The following is a 25,965-nucleotide window of genomic DNA, read 5'->3' as shown; positions in this document are numbered from 1 at the left end:
TCAGCGCACGCCACGCTTCCGGGCCGCCGCCTGTGCCGTCACCGTCTCGCAGTGCCGCGCGATGTCGCTCAGCGCCTGTCCGAAGGACTCGGCGAGCCCCGCGACGGTGTCCGGGTCGAAGACGTTCGTGGAGTAGTACCAGGAGAAGCCGAGCCTGCCGTCGACGGCGCTGCCGACGACCTCCAGCAGATGCGTGGACTGCTCGGCGGGGCTCTGGTCCTCGCCGATGGCCCCGTGCTGGGTGTGGATCGCGCCCTTGGGGGCGTCCCCGTCCGTACCGGTCTGTGAACTGTCGTACTGGCCCAGGTAGTTGAAGACCACCTCAGGTTCCGGCAGTTCCGCCAGGACCGCGCCGGGCGAGTCCGCGGGGCTCAGGTGGCGCAGTGCCCCGTAGCCCAGGCCGTTGTCCTGCACCGCGCGCAGGCCCCGGCGTACCGACTTCATCAGCTTCGGCCAGTCCGTGCCGCCGCCGTCGGTCGCTCCGGCCGGCCCGGCCGGCACGTCGAGGGCGACGGGGTGGACGGAGGTGAACCAGCCCACCGTGCGGGACAGGTCGACGCCGTCGAAGATCTCCTCGCGGCCGTGGCTCTCGACGTCCACCACGACCCGCTCGCGTCCCGTCCACGCCGACAGCGTGTGCCCCAGCGCGCCCAGCAGGACGTCGCCGATGCGGGTGCGGAAGAGGGTGGGGGCCGAGCGCAGCAGCGCGGCGGTCTCCGCCTCCCCGAGGGAGGTGGTGGCGATGGCCGTGGTGTCGGCGGAGTTGGGGCCGGGCCGGTCGGTGGGCAGCGGTTCGGCGCCGCGCAGGACCTCCGCCCAGTGGGCGGCCTCGTGGTCCAGGCCGCCGTCGGCGGTGTGCGCGCTCAGCAGCTCCGACCACTCCTGGAAGGAGGTGGTGCGGGCGCCGAGTGCGACGGGTTCGCCGGCGGTCGCCTGCCGGTAGCCGCGCTCCAGGTCGTCGACGAGGATGCGCCAGGAGACGGCGTCGACGACCAGGTGGTGCACGGTCACGAACAGCTTGCGGCGCAGGCCCGGAGCGGTGAACAGCACGGCCTTGAGCAGCGGCCCGCTCGCCAGGTCGAAGCTCGTCTGCACCTCGACCGCCACGCGTTCGATCTCCGCCATGTGCTGCTCGGGCGCGAGCCCGGACAGGTCGTGGCGGGTCAGCAGCTCGTCCGCCGTGACCGGCTCCGGTGCGGCGATCTCCTGCCGCCAGCCGTCCTCGCCGCGCGTGAAGCGGGTGCGCAGCATGTCGTGGTGGGCGGGCAGGGCGACGAGCGCCCGGGCGAGCGCGTCCTCGTCGACGCCGTCGACGAGCTCCAGCAGCGTGGACTGGTTGAAGTGGTGCGGCTGCGTGCGGGTGGCGAAGAACCAGCGCTGCGAGGGCGTCAGCGGCACCTCGCCCACGGCCGGGGCCTCCTCGCCCCCTCCGTCGCTGCCGGCCTCCTCCAGTACCGCGACCTCCGCGAGTTCGGCGATGGTCTGGTGCAGGAACAGGTCCTTGGCCGTCATCCGCACCCCTGCCTCGCGGGCCCGGGAGACCGCCTGGATGGAGAGGATGGAGTCACCGCCGATGTCGAAGAAGCCGTCGGTGATGCCGACGCGTTCGACGCCGAGCACGTCCGCCCACACGGCGGCGAGCGCCTGCTGCACGGGCGTGACCGGGGCGACGTGGTCGCGTTCGCCGCCGTCCGCCGGGTCCGGCTCGGGCAGGGCTCTGCGGTCGACCTTGCCGTTGGGGCTCAGCGGCAGCTCGTCCATCATCACGAACGCGGACGGCACCATGTAGCCGGGCAGCGCCTGCCCGAGGAAGGAGCGCAGTTCGGCCGCGTCCGGTGCCTCCTGGCCCGCGACCGGTACGGCGTAGGCGGCCAGCCGCTTGTGACCGGCCGCGTTGGCGGTGGCGGTCACCGCGGCCTCGGCGACGCGCGGGTGCGTGAGCAACGCGGCCTCGACCTCGGCGAGTTCGATGCGGAAGCCGCGCACCTTGACCTGGTTGTCGTCGCGGCCGACGAACTCCAGCACCCCGTCGCCGTCGGCGTGCTGCCGCCAGCGCACCGTGTCGCCCGTACGGTACATGCGCTCGCCCGGCTCCCCGAACGGCGAGGCCACGAAGCGCTCGGCGGTCAGGTCCGGCCGGTTCAGATAGCCGCGGCCCAGGCCGGTGCCCGCGATGTACAGCTCGCCGGGCCGGCCCGGCGGCACCGGCCGCAGCATGCGGTCCAGGACGTACAGGCGGACGTTGGCCATCGGGGAGCCGATCGGCAGGGACTCGCAGCCGCGCAGGTCGGCGCCCTGGTGGAGGGTGGCGACGAGCGTGGTCTCGCTGGGCCCGTAGATGTTGAAGAAGTCGCCGCGCGCGGCCCAGGACTCGGCGAGCTCCACCGGGCAGGCGTCGCCCGCCGCGCCGACGGCCCGCAGCCGCGGCAGGGCCGCCGGGTCCAGGGCGGACAGCAGCGCGGGCGGCGTCATCAGCACGGTGGCGCCCTGGCCGCGGAGTTCCTCGGCCATGTCGCCGCCGGCCGGGGACTGGCTCAGGCACATCGTGGCGCCGGAGAGCAGGGTGCAGAAGATGTCCGAGACTCCGCCGTCGAAGCTGAACGACAGGTGCTGCAGCAGCCGGTCGCCGGGCCCCATGCGGAACTTCGCGACGAAGTCGTCGACGAGGTTGCACAGCGAACGGTGCTGGATCATCACGCCCTTGGGGCGGCCGGTGGAGCCGGAGGTGTGGACGACGTAGGCGAGCGCGTCCGCGTCACCGGTGTGCTCCGGCGCCGTCCGGGGCTTGTGGGCGATCTCGGGCCAGTCGGTGTCCAGGCACACGATCGCGGCGTCGGTCGCCGGGAGGCGGTCCACCAGCTCCCGCTGGGTCAGCAGCACCGGCGCCCGCGTCCCGGCGAACATCTGCGCGAGGCGCTCGGCCGGGTAGTCCGGGTCCAGCGGGACGTACGCGCCGCCCGCCTTGAGGGCCGCGAGCGCGGCGACGACGATCTCGGGGCTGCGCCGCGCGCACACCCCCACCAGCACGTCCGGGCCGACCCCGTGCTCGATGAGGTGGTGGGCCAACTGGTTGGCGCGCGCGTCGAGTTCCGCGTACGAAAGGACGTGCTCGCCGTCGACGACGGCCGGCGCGTCGGGGGTGCGGCGCACCCACTCGGCGAAGCGCTCCTCGGCCCGCAGGCACGCGGGCAGGGGGCGCGCGGTGGTGTTCCAGCCGTCGAGCATCCGCTGCCGCTCCTCGGCGGGCAGCCAGTCGCGTCCGGACATCGGCGCCTCGGGCGCGGCGGCCAGGGAGGCCAGCAGGGCCCGCAGATGGGCGGTCATGCGGCGGGCGGTCGCGGCGTCGAACAGGTCGGTGTTGTACTGCAGCCCGGCCGCGAGGCCGCCGTCGACCTCCTCGAACTGCACCGTGACGTCGAAGTTCGCGCTCGTCGCGGGCAGCGCGAACTCCTCGATGCGCAGGCCCTGGAGCGCGGTGGGTGCGGTGGGCGTGTTCTGCAGCACCACCATGGCCTGGAACAGCGGCGAGCGGCTCGGGTCCCGCTCGGGGGCCAGGGCCTCCACCAGGCGCTCGAAGGGCACGTCCTGGTGGGCGAAGGCGTCCACGACGCTCTCGCGCACCCGGCCGAGGAAGGAGGCGAAGCTCTCCCGCTCGTCGACCGTCGAGCGCACCACGAGGGTGTTGACGAAGAAGCCGACCAGCGGCTCCAGTTCGGCGCGGTCCCGGCCCGAGGTGACCGTGCCGACGGCGATGTCGTCCTGGTCGCTGTAGCGGGCGAACAGCAGCTGGCAGGCCGCGATCAGCGCCATGAACAGGGTGGCGTCGTGGTCCTTGGCCAGTTCCTTCAGCCGCGCGGTGACGTCCTCGGGGATACGGAAGTCGACGATCGCGCCGTTCTTCGTGGCCACCGCCGGGCGGCGCCGGTCGGTCGGCAGCTCCAGCGGCGGCACCCCGGCCAGCCGCTCCCGCCAGTACGCGATCTGCTCCTCCGCCCGCTCGCCCGACAGGTGCTCGCGCTGCCAGACGGCGAAGTCCGCGTACTGCACGGCCAGTTCCGGCAGGTCGGCCCGGGTGCCGGCCAGCCGGGCCCGGTACATCGCCTCCAGGTCGTGGGCGATCACCGAGGAGGACCAGCCGTCGGTGACGATGTGGTGCAGGCACAGCGACAGCACATGGTCGTCCGCGTCCAGTCGGACCAGTCGGGCCCGCAGCAGCGGTCCGCGCCGCAGGTCGAAGGGGGTCGCGGTCTCCGCGCGCAGCAGCTCGTCGAGGCGCGCGGCCCGCTCCCGCTCGCCGAGCGCGCTCAGGTCGTCCAGCGGCAGCGCGACCCCGCTCCCGCCGGCCGGGTGGACGATCTGCACGCCCCGCCCGTCGACGGTGTCGAAGGTGGTGCGCAGCGACTCGTGCCGCTCCACCAGGTCGCCCAGCGCGGCCCGCAGCGCGTCCGCGTCGAGGGGGCCGCGCAGGCGCAGCCCGGTGGGGGAGAGGTACTCGGTGCCGCCCGGCTCGTACTCGTCCATGAACCACAGCCGCTGCTGCGCGAACGACAGCGGCAGCGCGCCGTCGCGGGGGACGGCCGGGATGACGTCGCCGGCGTCGGGGGCCGCGCCCTCGGGGACGGCGGCGGCCAGTCCGGCCACGGTCGGGGTGGTGAACATCGCCCGGGGCGAGAGGGCCACGCCGAAGGCGGACCGCATCCGGGAGGTGATCTGGATCGACAGGATCGAATCGCCGCCCAGCTCGAAGAAGTTGTCGTGGACGCCCACGCGCTCCACGCCCAGGGTCGCCGCCCAGATCGCCGCGACCTCCTCCTCCACGGGGGTGCGGGGCGCGACGTACTCGGTGGCCAGGTCCCACTCGCCCTCGGGGGCGGGCAGCGCCTTGCGGTCGACCTTGCCGCTGGGGGTGTACGGCAGGGCGTCCAGGGTCACGAAGCGGGCCGGGACCATGTAGTCCGGCAGGTCCGCCAGCAGCGCGGTGCGCAGCTCGCCGCCGCTCGTCCCGCCCGTGCCGTCGGCGGGCACGACGTGGCCGACGAGCAGGGTGCGGCCGCCGTCGCGGCGCACGGTCACGGCCGCCTCGCGCACGGCGGGCAGCGCCGCGAGCGCGGCCTCGACCTCGCCGAGCTCCACGCGGAAACCGCGGATCTTGACCTGGTCGTCGGCGCGGCCGAGGAACTCCAGGACGCCGTCGGGGCGGAAACGCACCCGGTCGCCGGTGCGGTACAGGCGCTTGCCGGGCGTGAACGGGTCGGCGACGAAACGCTGCGCGGTCAGGTCGGGGCGCCCCCAGTAGCCGCGGCTGACGCCGTCGCCGCCGATGTACAGCTCGCCGCCGATACCGGCCGGAACCGGGTTGAGGTCGTCGTCCAGCACGTACACCCGGGTGTTGGCCAGCGGCCGGCCGACGGGTACGAACGCGCCGTCGCCGAGCACCTCGGGCGTGGGCGCGAGCACGGTGGAGTCGATGGTCACCTCGGTGGCGCCGTAGGCGTTGACGACGAGGGTGTCCGGGTGGAGGTGGTCCAGCAGCCGCAGGCAGTCGTCCGAGCGCCAGCCCTCGGAGCCCACCGACAGCAGCTTCAGGCGCGGCAGGCGGGTGCCGCGCAGCGCGACCTCGGAGACCAGGGCGCCCGCGAGCGTGGGCACGAGCTCGATCGCGTCGCCGCCGCTGTCCTCGATCAGCTCCAGCAGCCGGGGCGGGTCGGTGACCAGGTCCTGCGGGCAGATCGTGAGCGAGCCGCCGAAGGGCAGCGAGCGCAGCATGTCCGCGAAGAACAGGTCGACCGACAGGCTCGTGACGGACACGAAGTTCAGCCGCAGCCGCGACAGGCGGTAGCGCTCCTCCCAGGACGCCAGGATGTAGCACAGGTGGCCGTGCTCGACCATGACGCCCTTGGGGCGGCCGGTGGAGCCGGAGGTGTAGATGACGTACGCCAGGTCCTGGGCGCTCACCCCCGACTCGGGGGCGGTCACCGGGTGTTCGGCGATCCGTGCCGCGTCGGTGTCCAGGCACACGGTGGCCGCGCGGGTCCGCCAGGTGTCCGCGTGCCGGGACTGGGTCAGCAGGACGGGCACGCCCGAGTCCTCGACCATGTAGGCGAGGCGGTCGGCCGGGTACTCCGGGTCCAGCGGTACGTACGCGCCGCCCGCCTTGAGCACGCCGAGGAGGCCGACGGCCATCTCCGGGCCCCGGTCGACGTTGAGGCCGACGAGGGTGCCGGGACGCACGCCGAGCGCGATCAGGTGGTGCGCCAACTGGTTGGCGCGCTCGTCCAGTTCACGGAAGGTGAGGGTCTGCCGCCCGTGGCGGACGGCGACCGCGTCGGGCGTACGGGCGGCCTGCTCGGCGAACAGCTCGTGCACGGGACGGCCGGCCGGGCGTTCCAGGGCGGTGTCGTTCCACTCGTGCAGCACCTGCGTGTGTTCGCGCTCGGTCAGCCACGGCAGACGGGCCAGCGGGCGGCTCGCATCAGTGGCGGCCTCGCTCAGCAGCACCCGCAGGTGTCCGGCCATCCGCTCGATGGTCTGCGCGTCGAACAGGGCCGGGTCGTAGGACAGCTCGAAGCGCAGCCGGTCGTCGCGGTGGGCGCTCAGGCACAGCGGGAAGGTGTTGGTGTCCAGGGCGTCGACGCCGCCGATGCGCAGGCCGTGCGCGGCGGCGCCGCCGTCCTGGAGCGGATAGTTCTCGAAGACCACCAGCGAGTCGAACAGGGCGGTGCCCGCCGGGAGGCCGCTCCAGGACTGGATCGTGCCCAGTCCCGTGAACTCGTGGGGCCGGGCCTCCAGTTGCTCCTGCTGGAGCTGCTGCAGCCATACGGCCAGCGGTGTCGTCGGCTGGACCTTCGCCCGTACGGGCACGGTGTTGATGAACAGGCCGACCATGGACTCCACCCCGGGCAGCTCCGCCGGGCGGCCGGAGACCGTCGCGCCGAAGACCACGTCCCGCTGCCCGCTGCAGCGCGAGAGCATCAGCGCCCAGGCGCCCTGCACCAGGGTGTTGAGGGTGACGCGGTGCTGCTTGGCGAACTCGGCGAGGCGCGTGGTGAGCCCGGCGTCGAGCGCGAACCGCAGCGGCTTCGAGGACTGGGCGCGGTGGGCCTCCACCGGCTGCCGGTCGTAGGGCAGCGGGGTGGGCGCGTCGAAACCGGCGAGCACGGACCGCCAGTGGGCCTCTGCGGCGGCCGGGTCCTGCCCGGCGAGCCAGGCCACGTAGTCGCCGAACGGGCGGGCCCGCTCGGGGAGGTGGGGCTGTCCGCCGACGGCGGCCGCGTACTCGTGGCCCGCCTCGGAGAAGACGGCGGCGGTGCTCCAGCCGTCCAGCATCAGGTGGCTGGAGGTCCACACCAGGCGCACGGTGTCCTCACTGAGCCTGACGACCGCGATCCGCATGAGCGGGGCGGTCTCCAGGTCCAGGCCGCGGGCCCGGTCGGCGGCCAGCAGTTCGCTCAGCGCCGTCTGCTGCTCCTGGGGGGTGCGGTCGCGCCAGTCGTACTGCTCGACGGGCAGCTCCACTTCGCGGCGGACGATCTGCACCGGCTCGGCCAGGCCCTCCCACACCACGGCGGTGCGCAGCGCGGGCGTGCGGTCGACGACGCGCTGCCAGGCGGCGGCGAGCGCTGCCGGGTCGGTGACGCCCTCCAGCAGCATGGACAGCTGGTTGAAGTAGGAGTCCGCCGTGGGGTCCATCAGCCGGTGGAAGAGCATGCCGTGCTGCATGGGCGTCAGCGGCAGGATGTCCTCGACGTCCCGGCCGTCACCGGCGATACGGTCCAGCTCGTCCTGGGTCAGTCGGGCGAGCGGGAAGTCCGAGGGGGTCACGCCGCCCGCGCCGGGCAGCAGGCAGTGCTCGACGATCTCCCGCAGGGCGGCCAGGAGTTCGCCCGCGAGACGCCCGACGGTGGCCTCGTCGTGGACGTTCGCGGAGTAGAACCAGGTGAAGGCGAGGCTGCCGTCCTCGACCACGCCGACCACGTCCAGCAGGTACGGGCGCGGCTCGTCCTCGGCGAGGGTGTCGGCGAGGCCGTCCAGGCGGCGGCGGACCAGACCGTCCTCGGCGGAGGCGGCGTCGAAGCGGCCGTGGTAGTTGAAGGAGACCTGCGGGGCGGCGTCCTTGAGCAGGGCGCGGGCGGGCGCGTCCTGCTCGCCGAGACGGCGCAGCGCGTCGTAGCCGAAGCCGTTGCCGGGCACGGCGTGCAGCTGCTCCTTGACCGACTTGATCACCGCGTCCCAGCCGGCCTTCGGGTCGACGTCGACGGAGACGGGGTAGAGGGTGGTGAACCAGCCGACGGTACGGGAGAGGTCGGCGCCGTCGACGACCTCCTCGCGGCCGTGGCCCTCCATGGCCACGTGCACGCGCTCGCCGCCGCTCCAGCGGGCGAGCACGGTGGCGGCCGCGCTCAGCAGCAGATCGCCCACGCGCGTGCGGTAGACCGGCGGGACCCGGCGCAGCAGCGCCTCCGTGGTCCGCGCGTCGAGCGCCGCCGTCACGCTGCGCACCGAGCCGGCGGTGTTGGCGCCGTCGCGGTCGACGGGCAGCGGCGTGTGCTCCCGCCGGGACTGCGCCTGCCAGTGGGCGAGTTCGCCGTCGAGACGGCCGGAGCGGACGTGCTCGCCCAGCAGGTGCGCCCACTGCGCGAAGGAGGTCGAGGCCGGGCCGAGGTCGACGCGCTCGCCCGCGCGGGCCTGGGTGTAGCCGCGCTCCAGGTCCTCCAGCAGGACGCGCCAGGAGACGCCGTCCACGACCAGGTGGTGGGCGGTCAGGAACAGCCGCTTGGCGCCCTGCCCGCTGCCCTCGTCGAAGAGGACGGCCGCGAACAGCGGGCCGCCGTCCACGCGCAGCCCGGCCCGTACCGCCGTGGCGGTCTCCTCGACGGCCGTCCACCGCTCGTCCCCGGCGACGCCGTCCAGCAGCCGGTGGTGGAAGACGTTGTCGGTGGACTCCCCGGCGGGGGCGGGCTCCTGCACCCAGGTGCCGCCGTCACGGCGGAAGCGGGTGCGCAGGCCCTCGTGGTGCTCCACGAGCGCCACGACGGCCGCGCGCAGGGCGGCGACGTCGGTGTCGGGGGCGAGCTCGACGAACACCGACATGGTCACCGCGTCGGGACCGGCCGGGTAGGTGTCGAAGAACCACTGCTGGACGGGGGTGAGCGGCGCGGGCCCGGCGACGCGCGGCGCGGCCGCTGCGGCGGGCGCCTGCTCGGTGGTGACGTGCTGCGCGAGGCGGGCGACGGTCTGGTGCAGGAAGACGTCCTTGGACGTCAGGCGCAGCCCGGCCCGGCGGGCCCGGGTGACGGTCTGGATGGACAGGATCGAATCGCCGCCCAGGTCGAAGAAGTTGTCGTCGACGCCGACCTTCTCCACGCCCAGCAGCTCGGCCCAGATCGCGGCGAGGGTCTCCTCGGCGGCGGTGCGCGGCGCCACGTACCGCGTGTCGTCGTGCGTGCCGCGCTCGGGCGCGGGCAGGGCACGGGTGTCGAGCTTGCCGTTGGGCGTCAGCGGCAGCGCGTCGAGCAGCATGACGGTGGCGGGCACCATGTACTCGGGCAGCGCCCCGGCCAGGTGCTCGCGCACATCCTGGACGTCCAGCACGGCACCGGCGGCCGGTACGGCGTATCCGGTCAGGCGCTTGTGGCCGGCGGCGTCCTCGTGGACGGCGACGGCCGCGCGCTCGACGCGGGGGTGCGCGAGCAGCGCGGACTCGATCTCGCCGAGCTCGATGCGGTAGCCGCGGATCTTGACCTGGTCGTCGGTACGGCCCAGGAACTCCAGCTCCCCGTCGGGGAGTTGCCGCGCGAGGTCACCGGTGCGGTACATGCGCGAGCCGGCCGGGCCGTACGGGTCGGCGACGAACCGCTCCGCCGTCAGGCCGGCACGGCCCACGTAGCCGCGCGCGAGACCGTCACCGGCGATGTACAGCTCGCCCGCCACGCCCTGGGGCACCGGCCGCAGCATCGCGTCCAGGACGTACACGCGGGTGTTGGGGCGCGCGTGCCCGATCGGCACCGCGCCCGCCGCCACTGTGTTTTCAGGGTCTCCGGGCTCCACCCGGAACTCCATGCAGCCCACGGTCGCCTCGGTCGGCCCGTACTCGTTGATCACGGTCGTGCCGGGGTGCAGCCGCCGCCACTGGTCGAGGACCTCGCCCAGCAGCTGCTCGCCGCCGATGACGAGTTCACCGGTGGGCTGCAACTGCTCGGGAGTGGTCGCCAGCAGCGCCAGGTGCGAGGGGGTGACCTTCAGCAGCGTGCACTGCCCGGCGTCCGCGCCGACCGCCGTGGCGTCCTCCTCCAGGCCGGTGACGAGCACCCGGCCGCCGGAGACCAGCGGCGTGTACAGGGCGGTGACGGTCAGGTCGAAGGTCACCGGCGAGTGCAGGACGGCCGCCCCGGCCGCCGCCGGGTAGGCGGTCGCCGCCCACGCGACGTAGTCGACGAACGAACGGTGCTCGATGACCACGCCCTTGGGGCGGCCCGTGGAACCGGAGGTGTAGATGACGTACGCCGGGTGCTCGGGCCGCAGCGGCGCCGTGCGCTCGCCGTCCGTCAGCGCGCCGGCGTCCAGACCGGCGCCCAGACCCGAGCCCGTACCGGCGTCCTCCGCCGGGACGCGCTCGACGCCCTCGGGCAGCGTCGCGTACGTGTCCGCGTCCGCCAGCACCAGGCGTGGCGCGGAGTCTTCGAGGACGTAGGCGATGCGCTCGGCCGGGTGCGAGGGGTCCACCGGCACATAGCCCGCACCCGACTTCAGCACACCCAGCAGGCACACCACCAGGTCCGCCGACGGGCGGGCGGCCACGGCCACCAGGTCCTCCGGGCCGACACCGCGCCCGGCCAGCGCCCGGGCCACCCGGTTCGCCCGCGCCTCCAACTCGCCGTAGGACAGCTGCTGTTCACCGAAGACCAGCGCCGTACGCTCCGGGGTACGGGCCGCCTGCGCCTCCAGCAGCTCGACCATCGTGCCCGCGCCCGCGTCGAAGTCCGCGCCGGTGGCGGCCCGCAGCAGCGCCGCGTGCTCCTCACCGGAGACCAGCGGCAGCTCCCGCACCGCCTGCCCCGGCGCGGCGACGATGCCCGCGAGCAGCACCCGCAGATGCCCCGCCAGCCGCTCGACGGTCGCCGCGTCGAACAGGTCGGTGGCGTACTCGATCGCGCCGCTCAGCGTCCCGTCGTGGTCCTGGAACTCCAGCGTCAGATCGAAGTTGGCGGACGCGCGCGGCGCCGCGTACGCGCCGGCCGTCACTCCCGGCAGCTCGGGCAGCTTCCGCGTGCCCGACTCCAGCAGCACCATCGTCTGGAACAGCGGGGTGCGGCTCGCGTCGCGCTCCGGACGCAGCGCCTCCACCAGCCGGTCGAAGGGCACCTCGTCGTTGGCGAACGCCTCCAGGACGGTCTCCTTGACCTCCCCCAGCAGCTCCGTGAACGGCTGCGCTCCTGCCACCCGGGAGCGCAGCACCACGGTGTTGACGAAGAAGCCGACCATGCGGTCCAGCTCCGGCCGGTTGCGGCCCGAGGTGACCGTGCCGACCGCGATGTCCTCCTGCCCCGCGTACCGCGACAGCAGCACCTGGCAGGCCGCCACCAGCACCGTGTACAGCGTCGTCTCCCGCGAGCGGGCCAGCTCCCGCAGCCCGGCCGCCACGTCCTGGTCCAGTGCGAACTCGTGCACCGCGCCCGCACCCGAACGCACCGGCGGGCGCGGCCGGTCCGTGGGCAGCTCCAGCGGGGCCAGCCCCGCCAGCCTGCCCTTCCAGTACGCCAGGTGCTCCTCCAGCCAGGCGTCCGTCATCCGGCCCGACTGCCAGGCCGCGAAGTCCGCGTAGTGCACCTCGACATCGGCGAGCCGCGCCTCGGTGCCGGCCGTGCGTGCCCGGTACAGGGCGCCCAGCTCGTCGAAGAGGACGCCCGTGGACCAGCCGTCGGTGACGATGTGGTGCGCGCACAGCACCAGGACGTGCTCGTCCTCGCCCGTACGCACCAGGGCGGCGCGCAGCAGCGGACCCGTGCGCAGGTCGAACGGCCGGTTGAGGTCCTCGCGCACGCGGCGCGCCAGCTCGCCCTCCGGGTCGTCGTGCCCGGTCAGGTCGACGAGCGGCACCGTGAACTCCCCGGCCGCGCCCACCCGCTGCACCAGGCGCCCGTCGGTCTCGTCGAAGGTGGTGCGCAGCGACTCGTGCCGGGCCACCAGGTCCGCGACCGCGCCCGTGAGGGCCGCCGCGTCCAGCGGGCCGGAAAGCCGCAGCCCGGCCACGGAGTTGTACTCGGTGCCGCCCGGAGCGAACTCCTCCAGCAGCCACAGCCGGCGCTGCGCGGCGGACATCGGCAGCGGGGAGCCGTCGCGCGGGACGGCCGGGATCTCCCGCTTCCGCTCGGCGCTGCCCGCCAGTCGGCGGCGCAGGACCTCCTGGAGGTGCGCGGGCAGGGCGGATATGCGGTCGGTCCGCTGGTGCGGGGCGTTCACGTCGTGGTTCTCCGTGTGGGGTGTGATGAGAAAAGAGGCGGGGGCGGATCAGACGGCGGGGCCGGAGCCGTCGGCGTCCGCGAGGGCGGCGGCCTCCAGCTCGGCGAGGATGCGTTCCTCGACGAGCCAGGCCAGTTCGGCGACGGTCGGCGCGCTCAGCACGTCGCGCGGGGACAGGTCCAGGCCGAAGGCGACCTTCATGCGCAGGACCATCTGGATGGACAGGATCGAATCGCCGCCCAGGTCGAAGAAGTTGTCGTGCGCGCCGACCCGTTCGACGCCCAGGACCTGCTCCCACAGTCCGGCGAGCGCCTCCTCGGTCGGGGTCGCCGGGGCCACGTACTCGCCGGTCGCGGCGGCCTGCCCGGGGTCGGGCAGCGCGGCCCGGTCGAGCTTGCCGTTGGGCGTCAGCGGCAGCGCGTCGAGCACCACGACGGCGGCGGGCACCATGTACTCGGGCAGTGTCGCGGCCGTGTGCTCGCGCAGCTCCTTGCCGTCCGCGACCGCGCCCGGGGCGGGCACCGCGTAGCCCACCAGCCGCTTGCGGCCCTCGGACTCGGCGGCGACCACCACGGCCTCGGCGACCGTGGGGTGCGCGAGCAGCGCGGACTCGATCTCGCCGAGCTCGATGCGGTAGCCGCGGATCTTGACCTGGTCGTCGACGCGGCCGAGGAACTCCAGCCCGCCCGTGGCCTTCCAACGGGCGAGGTCACCGGTGCGGTACATGCGCGACCCGGCCGGTCCGTACGGGTCGGCGACGAACCGCTCGGCCGTCAGGCCGGGACGGCCCACGTAGCCGCGCGCGAGACCGTCGCCGGCGATGTACAGCTCGCCCGCCACGCCCTGGGGCACCGGCCGCAGTTCGGCGTCCAGCACCATGATCCGGGTGTTGGCGCGCGCCCGGCCGATCGGCACCGGGCCCACCCCGTCGGGGTCCCCCGGCTCCACGCGGAACTCCATGCAGCCCACGGTCGCCTCGGTCGGCCCGTACTCGTTGATCACCGTGGTGTGCGGGTGGCGCAGCCGCCACTGCTGCAACACCTCGCCCAGCAACTGCTCACCACCGACCACCAGTTGACCCGTCGGCAGCAGCTCCGGCGCGACCGTCTCCAGCAGCGCCAGGTGCGAGGGCGTCACCTTCAGCAGCGTGCACTGCTCCACCGGCGCGGCGAGCCCGTCCTGCAGCCCGGCGACGAGCACCTGCCCGCCGGAGACCAGCGGCGTGTACAGGGCGGTGACGGTCAGGTCGAAGGTCACCGGCGAGTGCAGCACCGCAGCCCCCGCCCCGCCCGGGTAGGCCTCCTTCGCCCACGCGACGTAGTCCACGAACGAACGGTGCTCGACGACCACGCCCTTGGGGCGGCCCGTGGAACCGGAGGTGTAGATGACGTACGCCGGGTGCTCGGGCCGCAGCGGCGCCGTGCGCTCCCCGTCCGTGACCGGGGCCGGGGACAGGTCCGTGCCCGTCCCCGCACCGTCGATGAGCAGGCAGGCGCACCCCTGCGGCAGCACCCCGGCCGCCGCCGCGTCCGCCAGCACCAGACGCGGCGCCGCGTCCTGAAGGACATAGGCGATCCGCTCGGCCGGATGCGCCGGATCCACCGGCACGTACGCCGCGCCCGCCCGCAGCACACCCAGCAGCGCGACCACCAGGTCCGCCGACGGGTACGCGGCCACCGCCACCAGGTCCTCCGGACCGACACCGCGTCCGATCAGCTCCCGCGCCAGCCGCTGGGAACGGGCCGCCAACTCCGCGTAGGACAGCCGCTGTTCCCCGAAGACCACAGCGGTCTCCGTCGGGGTACGGGCCGCCTGCGCGTCCAGCATCTCCACCATCGTCGCCGCACCCGGGGCGAAGGACGCGCCCGTGCCCAGCGCCAGCAGTGCGTGCTGCTCCTGGCGCGTCAGCCACGCCAGCTCCCGCAGCGTGCTCCCCTCCCCGGCGGAGGCCAGCGACGCCAGCAGCTCCCGCAGCCGCGCGCCGAGCGTCGCGATCGTCTCCCGGTCGAAGGCCGCCGGGTCGTAGGCGAAGCTGAACGCCAGCCGCTCGCCCGGGTAGACGGTCACGGCCAGCGGATAGTTCGTGGTCTCGGTGTCCGCGTACAGCTCCCGCAGCCGCAGCCCGTGCTCCGCGCCCGCCCGCTCGTCGATCGGATAGTTCTCGAAGACCAGGACACTGTCGAACAGCGCGCTGCCTTTGGCGAGTTCGCTGCGGGCCTGGATCCGCGACAGCGGCAGGTACTCGTACTGGCGGGCCTGGGCCTGCCGCGCCTGCGACGCGCGCAGCCACGGCAGCACCTCGGCGCCCTCGTCGACCCGCACCCGCACCGGCAGCGTGTTGATGAAGATGCCGTGCACCGACTCGGCCCCCGGCAGATCCGCCGGACGGCCCGAGACCGTCGCGCCGAAGCACACGTCGCGCTCCCCGCTGTGCCGGGCGAGCAGCAGCGCCCAGGCGCCCTGCACCACGGAGTTGACCGTCAGCCGCTGCTCGCGCGCCAGCGCGTTCAGCCCCGCCGAGACCCGCTCGTCCAGCTCCAGACCCAGCCGGGCGGAGCTGCGCGTGCGGTGCCGGCCGGCGACCTGCCGGTCGAACGGCAGCGGCGTCGGCGTGGCGAACCCGGCCAGCGCCTCCTGCCAGTACCGCTCCGCCGCCCGCGCGTCCTGGCCCGACAGCCAGCGCACATGCTCACGGAACGGCGGCCGCACCGGCAGCCGCGCGGCCGTGCCGTCACCGGCGGCCAGCGCCCCGTAGCAGGCGAAGACGTCCGAGAGCACCTGGAAGACGCTCCAGCCGTCCAGCAACAGATGGTGGAAGGTCCACACCACCTGCACCGCGCCGTCCGGCAGCGCCGCGAGCACCAGGCGCAGCAGCGGCGCCTTGCCCACGTCGAGCCCCGCCGCCCGGTCCTCGGCGAACAGCTTCTCCAGCGCCGCGCCGCGTTCCTCCCGCGAAAGACCGCGCCAGTCCGGGCAGTCGACCGGCAGCGTCACCTCACGGTGCACCACCTGGAGCGGCTCGGCGAGCCCGGCACTGGCCACCGACGTGCGCAGCACCGGCGTGCGGTCCACGACCTGCTGCCAGGCCCGGCCCAGCAGCCGCGGATCGCCGACCCCCTCCAGCACGAACGCGATCTGCTCCAGGTACAGCTCCTCGTCCGGCTCGGCCATGCTGTGGAAGAGCATGCCGCTCTGCATCGGCGTCAGCGGGTAGAGGTCCTCCACCCCCCGGCCGTCCCCCACCAGGGCGTCCAGCGCCGCCTGGTCGAGACGGGCCAGCGGGAAGTCCGAGGGCGTCACGCCGCCCGCCGCCGGGTCCGCGCAGTGCGCGATCAGCGCGCGCAGCTCCCGCGCGGTGTCCTCCGCGAGCCGCCGCACCGTCTCCTCACGGTGCACGTTCGCCGAGTAGTACCAGGTCATGCCCAGCCGGCCGCCCTCGACGCGGCTGACCGCGTCCAGCAGATGGGCGCGCGGCCCGCTGCCGCTCTCGGTCAGCTGCACGCCCTCGCCGCCCGGCCGGAACAGCCCGCCCGTGTCCGTGTCGGTGTCGAACCGGCCCAGGTAGTTGAAGCTGATCTGCGCCTCGCCCGCCCCCAGGTCCCGGCCGCCGAACCAGCGCAGCGCCCCGTGGCCCAGCCCCCTGCCCGGCACCGAACGCAGCTGCTCCTTGACGGACTTGACGGTCTCGCCCCAGCCGGCCGCCGGGTCGACGGCCAGCGCCACCGGGTAGAGGCTGGTGAACCAGCCCACGGTGCGGGTCAGGTCCACGCCGTCGAAGATCTCCTCGCGGCCGTGGCCCTCCAGGTCGACCAGCGTGCGCGGCCGGCCCGTCCAGCGGGCCAGCACCCGCCCGTAGGCGCTGAGGAGGACGTCGTCGACGCGCGTGCGGTAGACCGGCGGGACCTGCTGCAACAGCGCCCGCGTCTCCTCCTCGGTCAGCCGCACCTCGACGGTGCGCGTCGAGTCGACCGTGTTCGGCCCGTCCGCGTCCACCGGCAGCGGAGCGGCCGCGGGGTCGGCGACCGCCCGCCAGGAGCCGGCCTCGGCGTCGAAGCCACCGTCGGCGGTGTGCTGTTCGAGACGCAGCGCCCACTCGCGGAAGGACGTGGTGCGCGGCCCCAGATCGACCGGCCCGCCACTCACGGCCTGCCGGTACCCGGTGTCGAGGTCCTCGGTGAGAATGCGCCAGGACACGCCGTCCACGGTCAGGTGGTGCGCGCTCAGCAGCAGTCGCGGGGCCCGGCCGGCACCGAGCTCGAAGAGCACGGCCGCGAACTTGCGCTCCCCTTCCAGGGAGAAACGGGCCGCAGGCCGCCCGGTCCACGCGCGGACCGCGCCCTCCTGCTCGGTCGGCGGCAGCGCGGACAGGTCGATGGTGCGCAGCACCTCGTTCCCGTCGCCGGCCGGCACGGTGCGCTGCGTCCACAGGCCTTCACTGTCCCGGGTGTAGGCGCTGCGCAGGGCGTCGTGCTGCCGGGGCAGCGCGGCGACGGCGGCGGCGAGCGCCGCCCGGTCCACGGCCGGGTCCAGCTCCAGGACCAGGAACTGGTCGAAGTGCTCAGGGTGTTCGGGGCGCGTGGCGAAGAACCAGCGCTGGATCGGGGTGAGCGGGACCTCGCCCGTGGCGGCGAGCGCCTGCTCCGTGCCGGTGGTGCCGGCGTCCTCGGCGGCCGCCGCGAGCTCGGCCACGGTCTGCCGCAGGAACACGTCCTTGGAGTGCACCCGCAGCCCCGCCGCGCGCGCCCGCGAGACGACCTGCATGCTCAGGATCGAATCGCCGCCCAGGTCGAAGAAGTTGTCCTCCACGCCGACCTTCGCGACGCCCAGCACCTCGGACCAGACCGCGGCCAGGGTCTCCTCGGCGGCGGTACGCGGCGCCACGTACTGCCCGCCGGGCCGCGGCAGGTCCGAGGGCGCGGGCAGCGCCCGGTGGTCGAGCTTCCCGGCGATCGTCAGCGGCAGCCGCTCCAGGGCGACGAACGCGCCGGGCACCATGTGCTCGGGCAGCGACTCCCCGAGGAACGCCCGCAGTCCGGCGGACTGCGGCGCCTCGTGGCCGGCCTTGGCGACGACGTAGGCGACGAGCTGCTTGGGCCCGTTCTCGCGGCGCAGGGCCACCACGGCGGCGGCCGCGAGCGCGGGGTGCGCGAGCAGCGCGGCCCGTACCTCGCCCGGCTCGATACGGAACCCCCGGATCTTGACCTGGTCGTCGATACGGCCCAGGAACTCCAGCTCGCCCGTGGGCAGCAGCCGCGCCCGGTCACCGGTGCGGTACAGGCGCAGGGCCGGGTCGAAGGGCGCGGTGACGAACTTCTCGGCGGTCAGCTCCGGCTGCCCCAGATACTCCAGCGCCAGCCCGTCCCCGCCGACGCACAGCTCGCCCGGGATGCCCGGGGCGACCGGCGTGAGGTGCTCGTCGAGGAGGTGGACGCTCGTGTGCGCCATGGGGCGGCCGATCGGCACGGACGGCCGCCGGGTGTCCTCCGGCGTCATCCGGTGGGTGGCCGCGAAGACCATGCTCTCCACCGGCCCGTAGCCGTTGACCAGCCGCAGTTCCGGGAACTCGGCCAGGACGCGGGCGACATGGGCGGAGGAGGCCGCCTCACCGCCGGTGACGATCTGCTGCACGGAGCCGAGGCCCCCTAGTACATCGGCGTACTCGTCGACCATCACGTTGAACAGGCTCGCCGACAGCCACAGCGTGCTCACGCCGTGCGCGGCGACGAGCTCGGCGATCACCTCCGGGTCCGGCGTCGAACCCGGGTGCAGCACACAGCGGCCGCCGTGCAGCAGCGCGCCCCACAGCTCCAGCGAGAACGCGTCCCAGGACATCGGCGCCGCCTGCAACCAGGTCTGCTCCGGGCCGAACTCCACGAAGTCCTGCCCGAAGACGACCCGTACGGCGGCCCGGTGGGGGGAGACGACGCCCTTGGGACGGCCGGTGGAGCCGGAGGTGAACATCACACAGGCCGGGTCCAGCGGGCCGGAGGCGGCCGGCAGGTCGCTGCTGTCGAGGGAGTCGAGAGCGGCTGTGTCGAGGCGGACGACGTGGTCGACGGCGGGCAGGCGTCCGGCGAGCGCGTCGACCGTGACGAGGAGGCGCGCGCGGGCGTCGGTGGCCATGTCGGCGAGACGCTGGTCGGGGAAGGCCGGGTCCAACAGGACATAGCCGGCGCCGGTCTTGAGGACGGCGAGGAGGGCGGTGATGAGCTGGGGGCCGCGTTCGAGGCAGACGGCGACGAGTTCGCCGCGTCCGGCACCGAGTGCGGTGAGGTGGCGGGCGAGCCGGTTGGCGTCCGCGTTGAGCTGCCCGTAGGTGACCTCGTCGCCGCCGGAGATCAGGGCGGTCGCGTCGGGTGTACGGGCCGCCTGCTCCTGGAACAGCTCGTGCAGCGTGCGCTCCGCCGGATACGTGGCCCGCTCCGCCGCAGGCTCGCGCCGCTCCGGCGCGGACACCAGCGCGAGCGTGCCCACCGGCCGCTCCGGCTCGGCGACCGCCGACGCGAACAGGGCCCGCAGATAACGGCCCATCCGCTCGATCGTCACCGCGTCGAACAGCTCCGTGCTGTACTCGATGACGCACTCCAGCGCCTCACCGCCGGCGCCCTTCGGCCAGAACTCGACGAAGACGTCGAAACGCGAGGACACGCGCGGCAGGTCGTACTCCTCGACGCGCAGCCCGCCCGCGTCCGGCACCTCCGGAAGCCCCTGCTGCAGCGCGACGACGACCTGCACCAACGGGTTGCGGCTGAGGTCGCGTTCGGGCGCGACCGCCTCCACGACCCGGTCGAAGGGCACGTCCTCGGCGTCGAACGCCTCCAGCACCGTCTGCCGCACCCCGTCCAGCAGGCTCGCGAAGCCCTCCTCCGGGGCCACCCGCGACCGCAGCACGAGCGTGTTGACGAAGAAGCCGACCAGCTCCTCCAGTTCGGCACGCGACCGCCCCGAAGAGGCCGTACCCACCGCGATGTCGCTCTCGCCGCTGTAGCGCGCGAGGAGCGCCTGCACGCCCGCGACCAGCGTCATGAACAGCGTGGCCCCGCGCCCGCGGCCCAGCTCCCTGAGGGCGGCCACCAGGCCGGCGGGCAGCTCGAAGCGGTGCGCGGCACCGGCCGTGGCCCGGACGGCGGCGCGCGTCCGGTCCGTGGGCAGGTCCAGCGGCACCAGACCGTCCAGCTTGTCCTTCCAGTACGCGAGCCTGCGCGCGTGCTCCGGCCCCGACAGCTCCCGGCGCTGCCACACCGAGAAGTCGGCGTACTGCACGGGCAGTCCGGGCAGAACCCCGCGCGCGGCGCCTACGCCGCCCGCGAGCACCTTCGGGTAGAGCGCGGCCAGCTCCTCCACCAGCACCCGCATCGACCAGCCGTCGGTGACGAGGTGGTGCAGGGTCAGCACGAGCACGTGCTCGCCCTCGGCGGTGCGGACGAGCAGCGCCCGCATGGGCGAGCCCTGCCGCAGGTCGAACGGGCGCAGCTGCTCCTCGCGCAGCAGCGCCTCCAGCTCCTCCGGGCCGTCGGCCACGGCCGTACGCAGCTCCGGCTCCAGCACGTCGTGCACGCGCTGCACCGCGACGCCGTCCACGGCGTCGAAGGTCGTCCGCAGCACCTCGTGCCGTTCGGAGAGCGCCAGCAGCGTCCCGCGCAGCGCGGCCACGTCCAGCGGGCCCGTCAGCCGCAGGCCGACCGAGGTGTTGTACTCGACGGCGCCCTGCTCGAACTCGTAGAGGAACCACAGGCGTTGCTGCGCGTACGACAGCGGCAGCGCTCCGGCGCGCTCGGCGGCCGGCAGTACCGGGATCGGCGTGTGCTCCTCGGCGCGGTCCTCCCCTTCCTCCCGGGCAGTGAACGTCGCCGCGAGCGCGGCCGGGGTCGGCGCGGCGAACAGGGCCCGCGCCGGCAGCCGGACGCCCAGGGCGGCACGCAGCCGGGAGACCACGCGCATGCTCAGGATCGAGTCACCGCCCAGGTCGAAGAAGTCGTCCTCGACCCCCACGCGTTCGACGCCCAGCACCTCGGCCCACACCTCGGTGACAGCCGTCTCTGCGGGCGTGCGCGGGGCGACGTAGGCGGCGCGGGCGAGCGCGTTCCAGTCGGGGGCGGGCAGCGCCGCACGGTCGAGCTTGCCCGCCGGGGTCAGCGGCAGCCGCTCCAGGGCGAGGCAGGCGCTGGGCACCATGTGCTCGGGCAGCGACGCCGCGAGGAACGCGCGCAGCGCGCCCGTGTCCGGGGCCTTGTGCCCGGCCCTGGCGACGACGTACGCGACGAGCTGCCGGGCCCCGTTGCCGCGCCGCACGGCGGCCACCGCCGCCGAGGCCACGTCGGGGTGCGCGAGCACGGCCGTACGGACCTCGCCCGGCTCGACGCGGAAACCCCGGACCTTGACCTGGTCGTCGATACGGCCCAGGAACTCCAGCGCGCCGCCCGGGAGGACGCGCGCCCGGTCGCCCGTACGGTACAGGCGCTCCGCCGGGTCGAAGGGCGCGGCGACGAACCGCTCGGCGGTCAGCGCCGGCTGGTGCAGATAGCCCAGCGCCAGACCGGCGCCGCCGATCCACACCTCGCCGGGCTCGCCGTCCGGCACCGCCCGCAGCTCCTCGTCCAGCACGTGCACGCGGGTGTGCGCGACAGCCGTGCCGATCGGGACGGTGGTGCCGCCCAGGTCGCCCTCGGTGACCCGGTGACAGGTCGCGAAGATCATGCTCTCGACGGGACCGTACGCGTGGACCAGCCGCAGCGCGGGAGCCGTCCTCAGCAGCGCGGCCATGTGCGCGGGGGAGACGGCCTCGCCGCCGGTGACGATCTGCCGTACGGAGCCCAGCACCGTCGGGTACTCGTCGACCATCACGTTGAACAGGCTCGTGGACAGGAACAGCGTGGACACCCCGTGCTCGGCGACGAGACGGGCCATGACCTCGGGGTCCGGGGCGGAACCGGGGTGCAGCACACAGCGGCCGCCGTGCAGCAGCGCGCCCCACAGCTCCCAGGCGAAGGCGTCCCACGACATGGGGGCGGCCTGCAGCCAGGTCTGCTCCGGGCCGAACTCCGCGAAGTCCTGCCCGAAGAACATGCGGACGGCGGCCCGGTGGGGGGAGACGACACCCTTGGGGCGGCCGGTGGAGCCGGAGGTGAACATCACGCAGGCGACGTCTTCCGGGCCGGAGGTGGCCGGGAGGTCGCTGCTGTCGAGGGTGTCGAGAGCGGCTGTGTCCAGGCGGACGACATGGTCGACGGCGGGCAGGCGTCCGGCGAGCGCGTCGACCGTGACGAGGAGGCGCGCGCGGGCGTCGGTGGCCATGTCGGCGAGACGCTGGTCGGGGAAGGCCGGGTCCAACAGGACATATCCGGCGCCGGTCTTGAGGGCGGCGAGGAGTGCGGTGATGAGCTGGGGTCCGCGTTCGAGGCAGACGGCGACGAGTTCGCCGCGTCCGGCACCGAGTGCGGTGAGGTGGCGGGCGAGCCGGTTGGCGTCCGCGTTGAGCTGCCCGTAGGTGAGCGTGTCGCCGCCGGAGATCAGGGCGGTGGCGTCGGGTGTACGGGCCGACTGCTCCTGGAACAGCTCGTGCAGCGTGCGCTCCAGGGGCCGCGCTGCGGGGGAGACGGAGGGGACAGCAGATTCCATGTGTGAAGCTCCATACTCGGTGCGGAGCGCGCCGCACCGCTCGCGCGCGTGGGACGGTCCGCGCGGGACTGCGCCGCCGGAAGAGAAAAGTCGTGGGGGAGCGCCGCAACAGCCTTGGGCCGCACGGTCGTCGCGCGGGCGGCGAGGGCGCTCCCGGGGGTCAGACGCGCTGGGCGCGGCGTCCGGTGACCTGGATCTGGTCGAGGCCGCCGGTGGCCGGGTCGGTCAGGAACCGCCCCAGGTAGACCATGCCGTTGCCGGACAGCTCCGTCATGGTGAAGGCCAGGTCCTCATGGACGGTCAGCCGCGCGAAGGGCTCGCCGTCCACCTCCAGGACGGCCTCGCTGGCGGCGTCGCGGACGACCACGTACTCGATCTCGCCGTGGACATAGCGGCCCGCGCAGGCGTCCGGCGCGGCGATCGGCTCGCGCGGCTCGCGGAAGGAGGAGTACGAGTAACTGGCCACGTCCAGGCCGTCCTCGCGCAGTACCTCCAGCAGGTCCTCCCACAGCGCCATGCCGGTGTTGGCGTTCGTCGTCAGCGCGACGGCCGTGCCGCTCACCGGGTCGACGCGCAGATGGCAGGAGGCGCCGTCGGCGGTCCCGTCGTGGCCCGTCCAGTACGAGCCGTCGTCCGCCCGGTACAGCGACAGGCCCAGCCCCCAGCCGTCGGCGAGCCCGAACGGCTCCGCCCCGGGCACGGGAACGCGCATCTCCTCCAGGGCCTCGGGCTCGATCAGCCCGGGCACACCCTGCGCGTCGTCGGTGTGCAGGAGCCCGAACGCCAGCAGGTCCAGGGCACTGAGCGCGAGCGCGCCGCACGGCGCCTCGATGTCCGGCAGGGTCTGCCGCACCGGGACGGCGCGGCCCTGCGCGGGCTGCGCGGCGTGCCCCGGGACGTACGGGCGGGCGGTGCCGCCCGCGATGTAGGCCGGCTCGATGCCCAGCGGCTCCAGCAGGATGCTCTCCAGGGCCTCCCGCCACTCCATGCGCGCGGCTCTCTCGGCGAGCAGGCCGACGAGGGTGTAGCCGATGTTGGAGTAGGAGAACGCCGAAGCGGAGGGGGCGCCGAGATCCTTGATGGGGGCCATGCGCGCGACGTCGGCGAGGTAGCCGCGCCGGGTGGCGTTCTCCAGGCTCTCGGAGTCGCGGCCCGGCGGCAGCCCGCTGCCGTGGCACAGCAGCTGCCGCAGCGTGGCCCCGGCGCCGAACGCGGCGCCGGGCGCGCGCAGTTCGGGCAGCAGGTCGGTGAGGGGCTCGTCCAGGTCGAGGTCGCCGCTGTCGACCAGCAGGACGGCGAGTGCCGCCGTGAACGCCTTGGTGATCGAGCCGAGCGGGAATTTCGCGTCGGCGGTCACCGGTGTGCCCTGTCCGCTTTCCTCCTCGCCGAATTCCACGGCGAAGGTCTCACCGGCCCGGTGCACGGCCAGCTGCCCGCCCGGCACTCGGTGCCGGACGGCGAGTTCCCGCAGCCGTACGGACAGGTTCTCCACGTTCATCGATTCCCCCTGCGTCATACCTGGGGCACACCTTCGCCCCGCGCGGGCCGGGCACGCCAGCTCCGTAAGCTGACGCGAAAAGAATCGGCTCACCGGCGCCCGGTGCGCCACGCGGAATCCGGGGAAATCTCTTGAATACGGGGGGAGTTGGGCGGAGATTGTGCGGCCGGAGCTTATGCCCTAGGGCAATGCATTGCCCTAGGGCAAATGCGCGGGACCGCCCGGGGTGTTCACTCGCCGCGCAGATAGGCGAGCACCGCCAGCACCCGGCGGTTGCCGTCGTCGGGGGTCAGGCCCAGTTTCGCGAAGATATTGCCGATGTGCTTGGCGACCGCGCCCTCGGAGATCTGCAGGGCGTCGCACACCATGGCGTTGGAGAAACCCTGCGCCATCAGCCCGAGCACTTCCTGCTCGCGCGCGGTCAGCAGCTCCGACTGCTGTTTGCGGTCGCGTTCGGTCAGCAGATGCTGCACGACCTGAGGATCAATCACCATGCCTCCTGCGGCGACACGTTCGACGGCTTGAGCGAATTCGCCGACCTCGCCGATCCGGTCCTTGAGCAGGTATCCCAGGCCGGCTCGGCTCTGGCGTTGGGGAGAGCGGGGGGCGGCGGGCCGGAACAGGTCCATGGCGTAGGCGCCCGCCACGTACTGCGAGAGCACCAGGACGGCCAGGTCCGGGTCGTCCTTGCGCAGCCGCATCGTGGCGCGCAGCCCGTCGTCGCCGTGGCCCGGCGGCATCCGCACATCGGTGATCACCAGGTCGGGGGAGTGCCGGCGCACGGCCGCGATCAGCGAGTCCGCGTCGCCCACCGCCTCCAGGACCTGGTGCCCGAACCGGTTGAGGAGCTCGACTATCCCCTCCCGGACGAGGGCTGAGTCTTCGGCGAGGACGATACGCAGGGCAGTTGCCGGCACGGAATCTCCAGACTGAGGGCGGTGGGACCGCCGGTAGGGCTCGAAAGGGTCAGTCTTCCATCGACCACCGCGACCCGGTCGGCCAAGCCCTCCAGACCCCCGCCGTCCCGCAGCGTGGCCCCGCCGGCCCCGTCGTCGGTGACGGTGACCCGCAGCAGCCCGTCCTCCAGGCGGCCGCGCACGGTCGCCGCGGACGCCTTCGCGTGCTTGACGACGTTCGTCAGCGCCTCGCTGACGAAGAAGTACGCGGTGGCCTCCACCTGCGACGGCAGCCGGCCCGGCAGCTCGATGTCCACGGTGACCGGCACCCGGCAGCGCACGGCGACCTCGGAGACGGCGGCCGCCACGCCCCGGTCGGTCAGCACCCGCGGATGGATCCCGCGAATGAGATCGCGCAGCTCCTCCAGCGCCTGCTTCGCCTCCTTGCGGGCGCGGCCCACGAGTTCGGCACCCTTGGCGTTCTTCTCCTGGGCGTTCTTGTCCTTGGCGTTCTTGTCCTGCGCGGTGGCGAACTCCAGCTCCGCCAGGCCCAGCGTCATCACCAGCGCCACCAAGTGCTGTTGCGCGCCGTCGTGCAGATCCCGCTCGATGCGCCGCCGCTCCGCCTCGAAGGCGTCCGCCATGCGCGCCCGCGACCGGGTCAGCTCCACGACGGTCTCGGCCGACTGCCCCTCCCGGGGGGAGAGCATCAGCCGCGCGAACGCCGCCTGCGCGGCGGCCGCCGCCGTCAGCACATAGGCCACCACCGGCGTCGCCGCCAGCGCCAGCCCCGAGATCACCAGGGCCTCGGGCTGCTGCGAGGAGACCGTCACCCACACCGGGGCCACGATCGCCGCCAGCAGCAGACCGATTCCGGCGGTCAGCGCCGAGTCGACGAGGGAGAGCACCAGCGCGAAGACCACCGCGTAGCTGAACTCCCGCCACGTCGCCGTCTCCCGCAGCCGGGTCGCGAGCCACGGCCACAGCCCCGGCCTTGCCACCGGCCCGTGGCCGCCGGCCGGGGCCGGTACGTCCGGCCCCTCCAGCAGCCGCAGCCTGCGCCGCTCCAGCACCGCCAGCGGCATGCCCAGCAGCACCGAACCGGCCAGCACCAGCAGCCCCACCCCCACGACCGACAGCAGCAGCCCGCACACCAGCACACTGCCCAGCACCAGCAGGGACAGCAGCCCCAGCAGGCCGGAGGAGACGATGTACGCCGCCGACCGCCACGGAGAGGGGGAGGTCAGGAAGCGCACGGGGCTGCGGGCCATGGTCCGCCAGGCCCCGGAGTCGGTGAAGCTCACCGGCCCAAGCCTAGGCGCGTCCCCGGCGGCGGGGCCGCGATCCGTGATGCCAAGTGGGAGTGCCTGCGGCGGCCGCACGACGGCGGCCGCCGCAGGGGCACCCTCGCGGGGGCCGAGGGTGCTCGCGGGTGGCCGGCCCGGGACGACCTCGGGGGAGTGGTCGTCCCGGACCGGCCTGGTCGACAGCGGC

5 protein-coding genes are annotated in these 25,965 nt (G+C 74.0%); all 5 read right to left on the bottom strand.

Annotated elements, in window-relative coordinates:
- The 5 genes from ACFP1Z_RS10770 to ACFP1Z_RS10750 all read right to left on the bottom strand — a co-directional run bounded on the left by ACFP1Z_RS10770 (position 1) and on the right by ACFP1Z_RS10750 (position 25,775).
- Positions 1-12,459: an amino acid adenylation domain-containing protein gene (locus tag ACFP1Z_RS10770; RefSeq protein WP_390315799.1), complete on the bottom strand. Its 12,459-nt coding sequence runs from the start codon at positions 12,457-12,459 to the stop codon at positions 1-3.
- 48 nt (positions 12,460-12,507) lie between these two features.
- Positions 12,508-22,077: an amino acid adenylation domain-containing protein gene (locus ACFP1Z_RS10765; protein ID WP_390315798.1), complete on the bottom strand. Its 9,570-nt coding sequence runs from the start codon at positions 22,075-22,077 to the stop codon at positions 12,508-12,510.
- 160 nt (positions 22,078-22,237) lie between these two features.
- The gene (locus ACFP1Z_RS10760; protein WP_390315797.1) at positions 22,238-23,593 is read right to left on the bottom strand and encodes a serine hydrolase domain-containing protein; all 1,356 of its coding nucleotides are present in this window, start codon (positions 23,591-23,593) and stop codon (positions 22,238-22,240) included.
- Positions 23,594-23,805: 212 nt separating this feature from the next.
- Positions 23,806-24,492, bottom strand: a complete 687-nt coding sequence (locus ACFP1Z_RS10755) for a response regulator transcription factor (RefSeq protein WP_390315796.1) — start codon at positions 24,490-24,492, stop codon at positions 23,806-23,808.
- On the bottom strand, positions 24,429-25,775 hold the full coding sequence (locus ACFP1Z_RS10750; protein WP_390315795.1) for a sensor histidine kinase: 1,347 nt from the start codon (positions 25,773-25,775) through the stop codon (positions 24,429-24,431). The genes ACFP1Z_RS10755 and ACFP1Z_RS10750 overlap by 64 nt, the downstream gene beginning before the upstream one ends.
- Between the last annotated feature and the right edge of the window lie 190 nt (positions 25,776-25,965).

Source organism: Streptomyces gamaensis (genome assembly GCF_042656465.1).
Classification (GTDB): domain Bacteria; phylum Actinomycetota; class Actinomycetes; order Streptomycetales; family Streptomycetaceae; genus Streptomyces; species Streptomyces gamaensis.
This window is presented reverse-complemented; position numbering and strand designations above follow the sequence as displayed.

Bases quoted from the DNA above. Each gene is read 5' to 3' on its own strand.
- ACFP1Z_RS10765 (WP_390315798.1), bottom strand. From the start codon at position 22,077: ATGGAATCTGCTGTCCCCTCCGTCTCCCCCGCAGCGCGGCCCCTGGAG.
- ACFP1Z_RS10760 (WP_390315797.1), bottom strand. From the start codon at position 23,593: ATGACGCAGGGGGAATCGATGAACGTGGAGAACCTGTCCGTACGGCTG.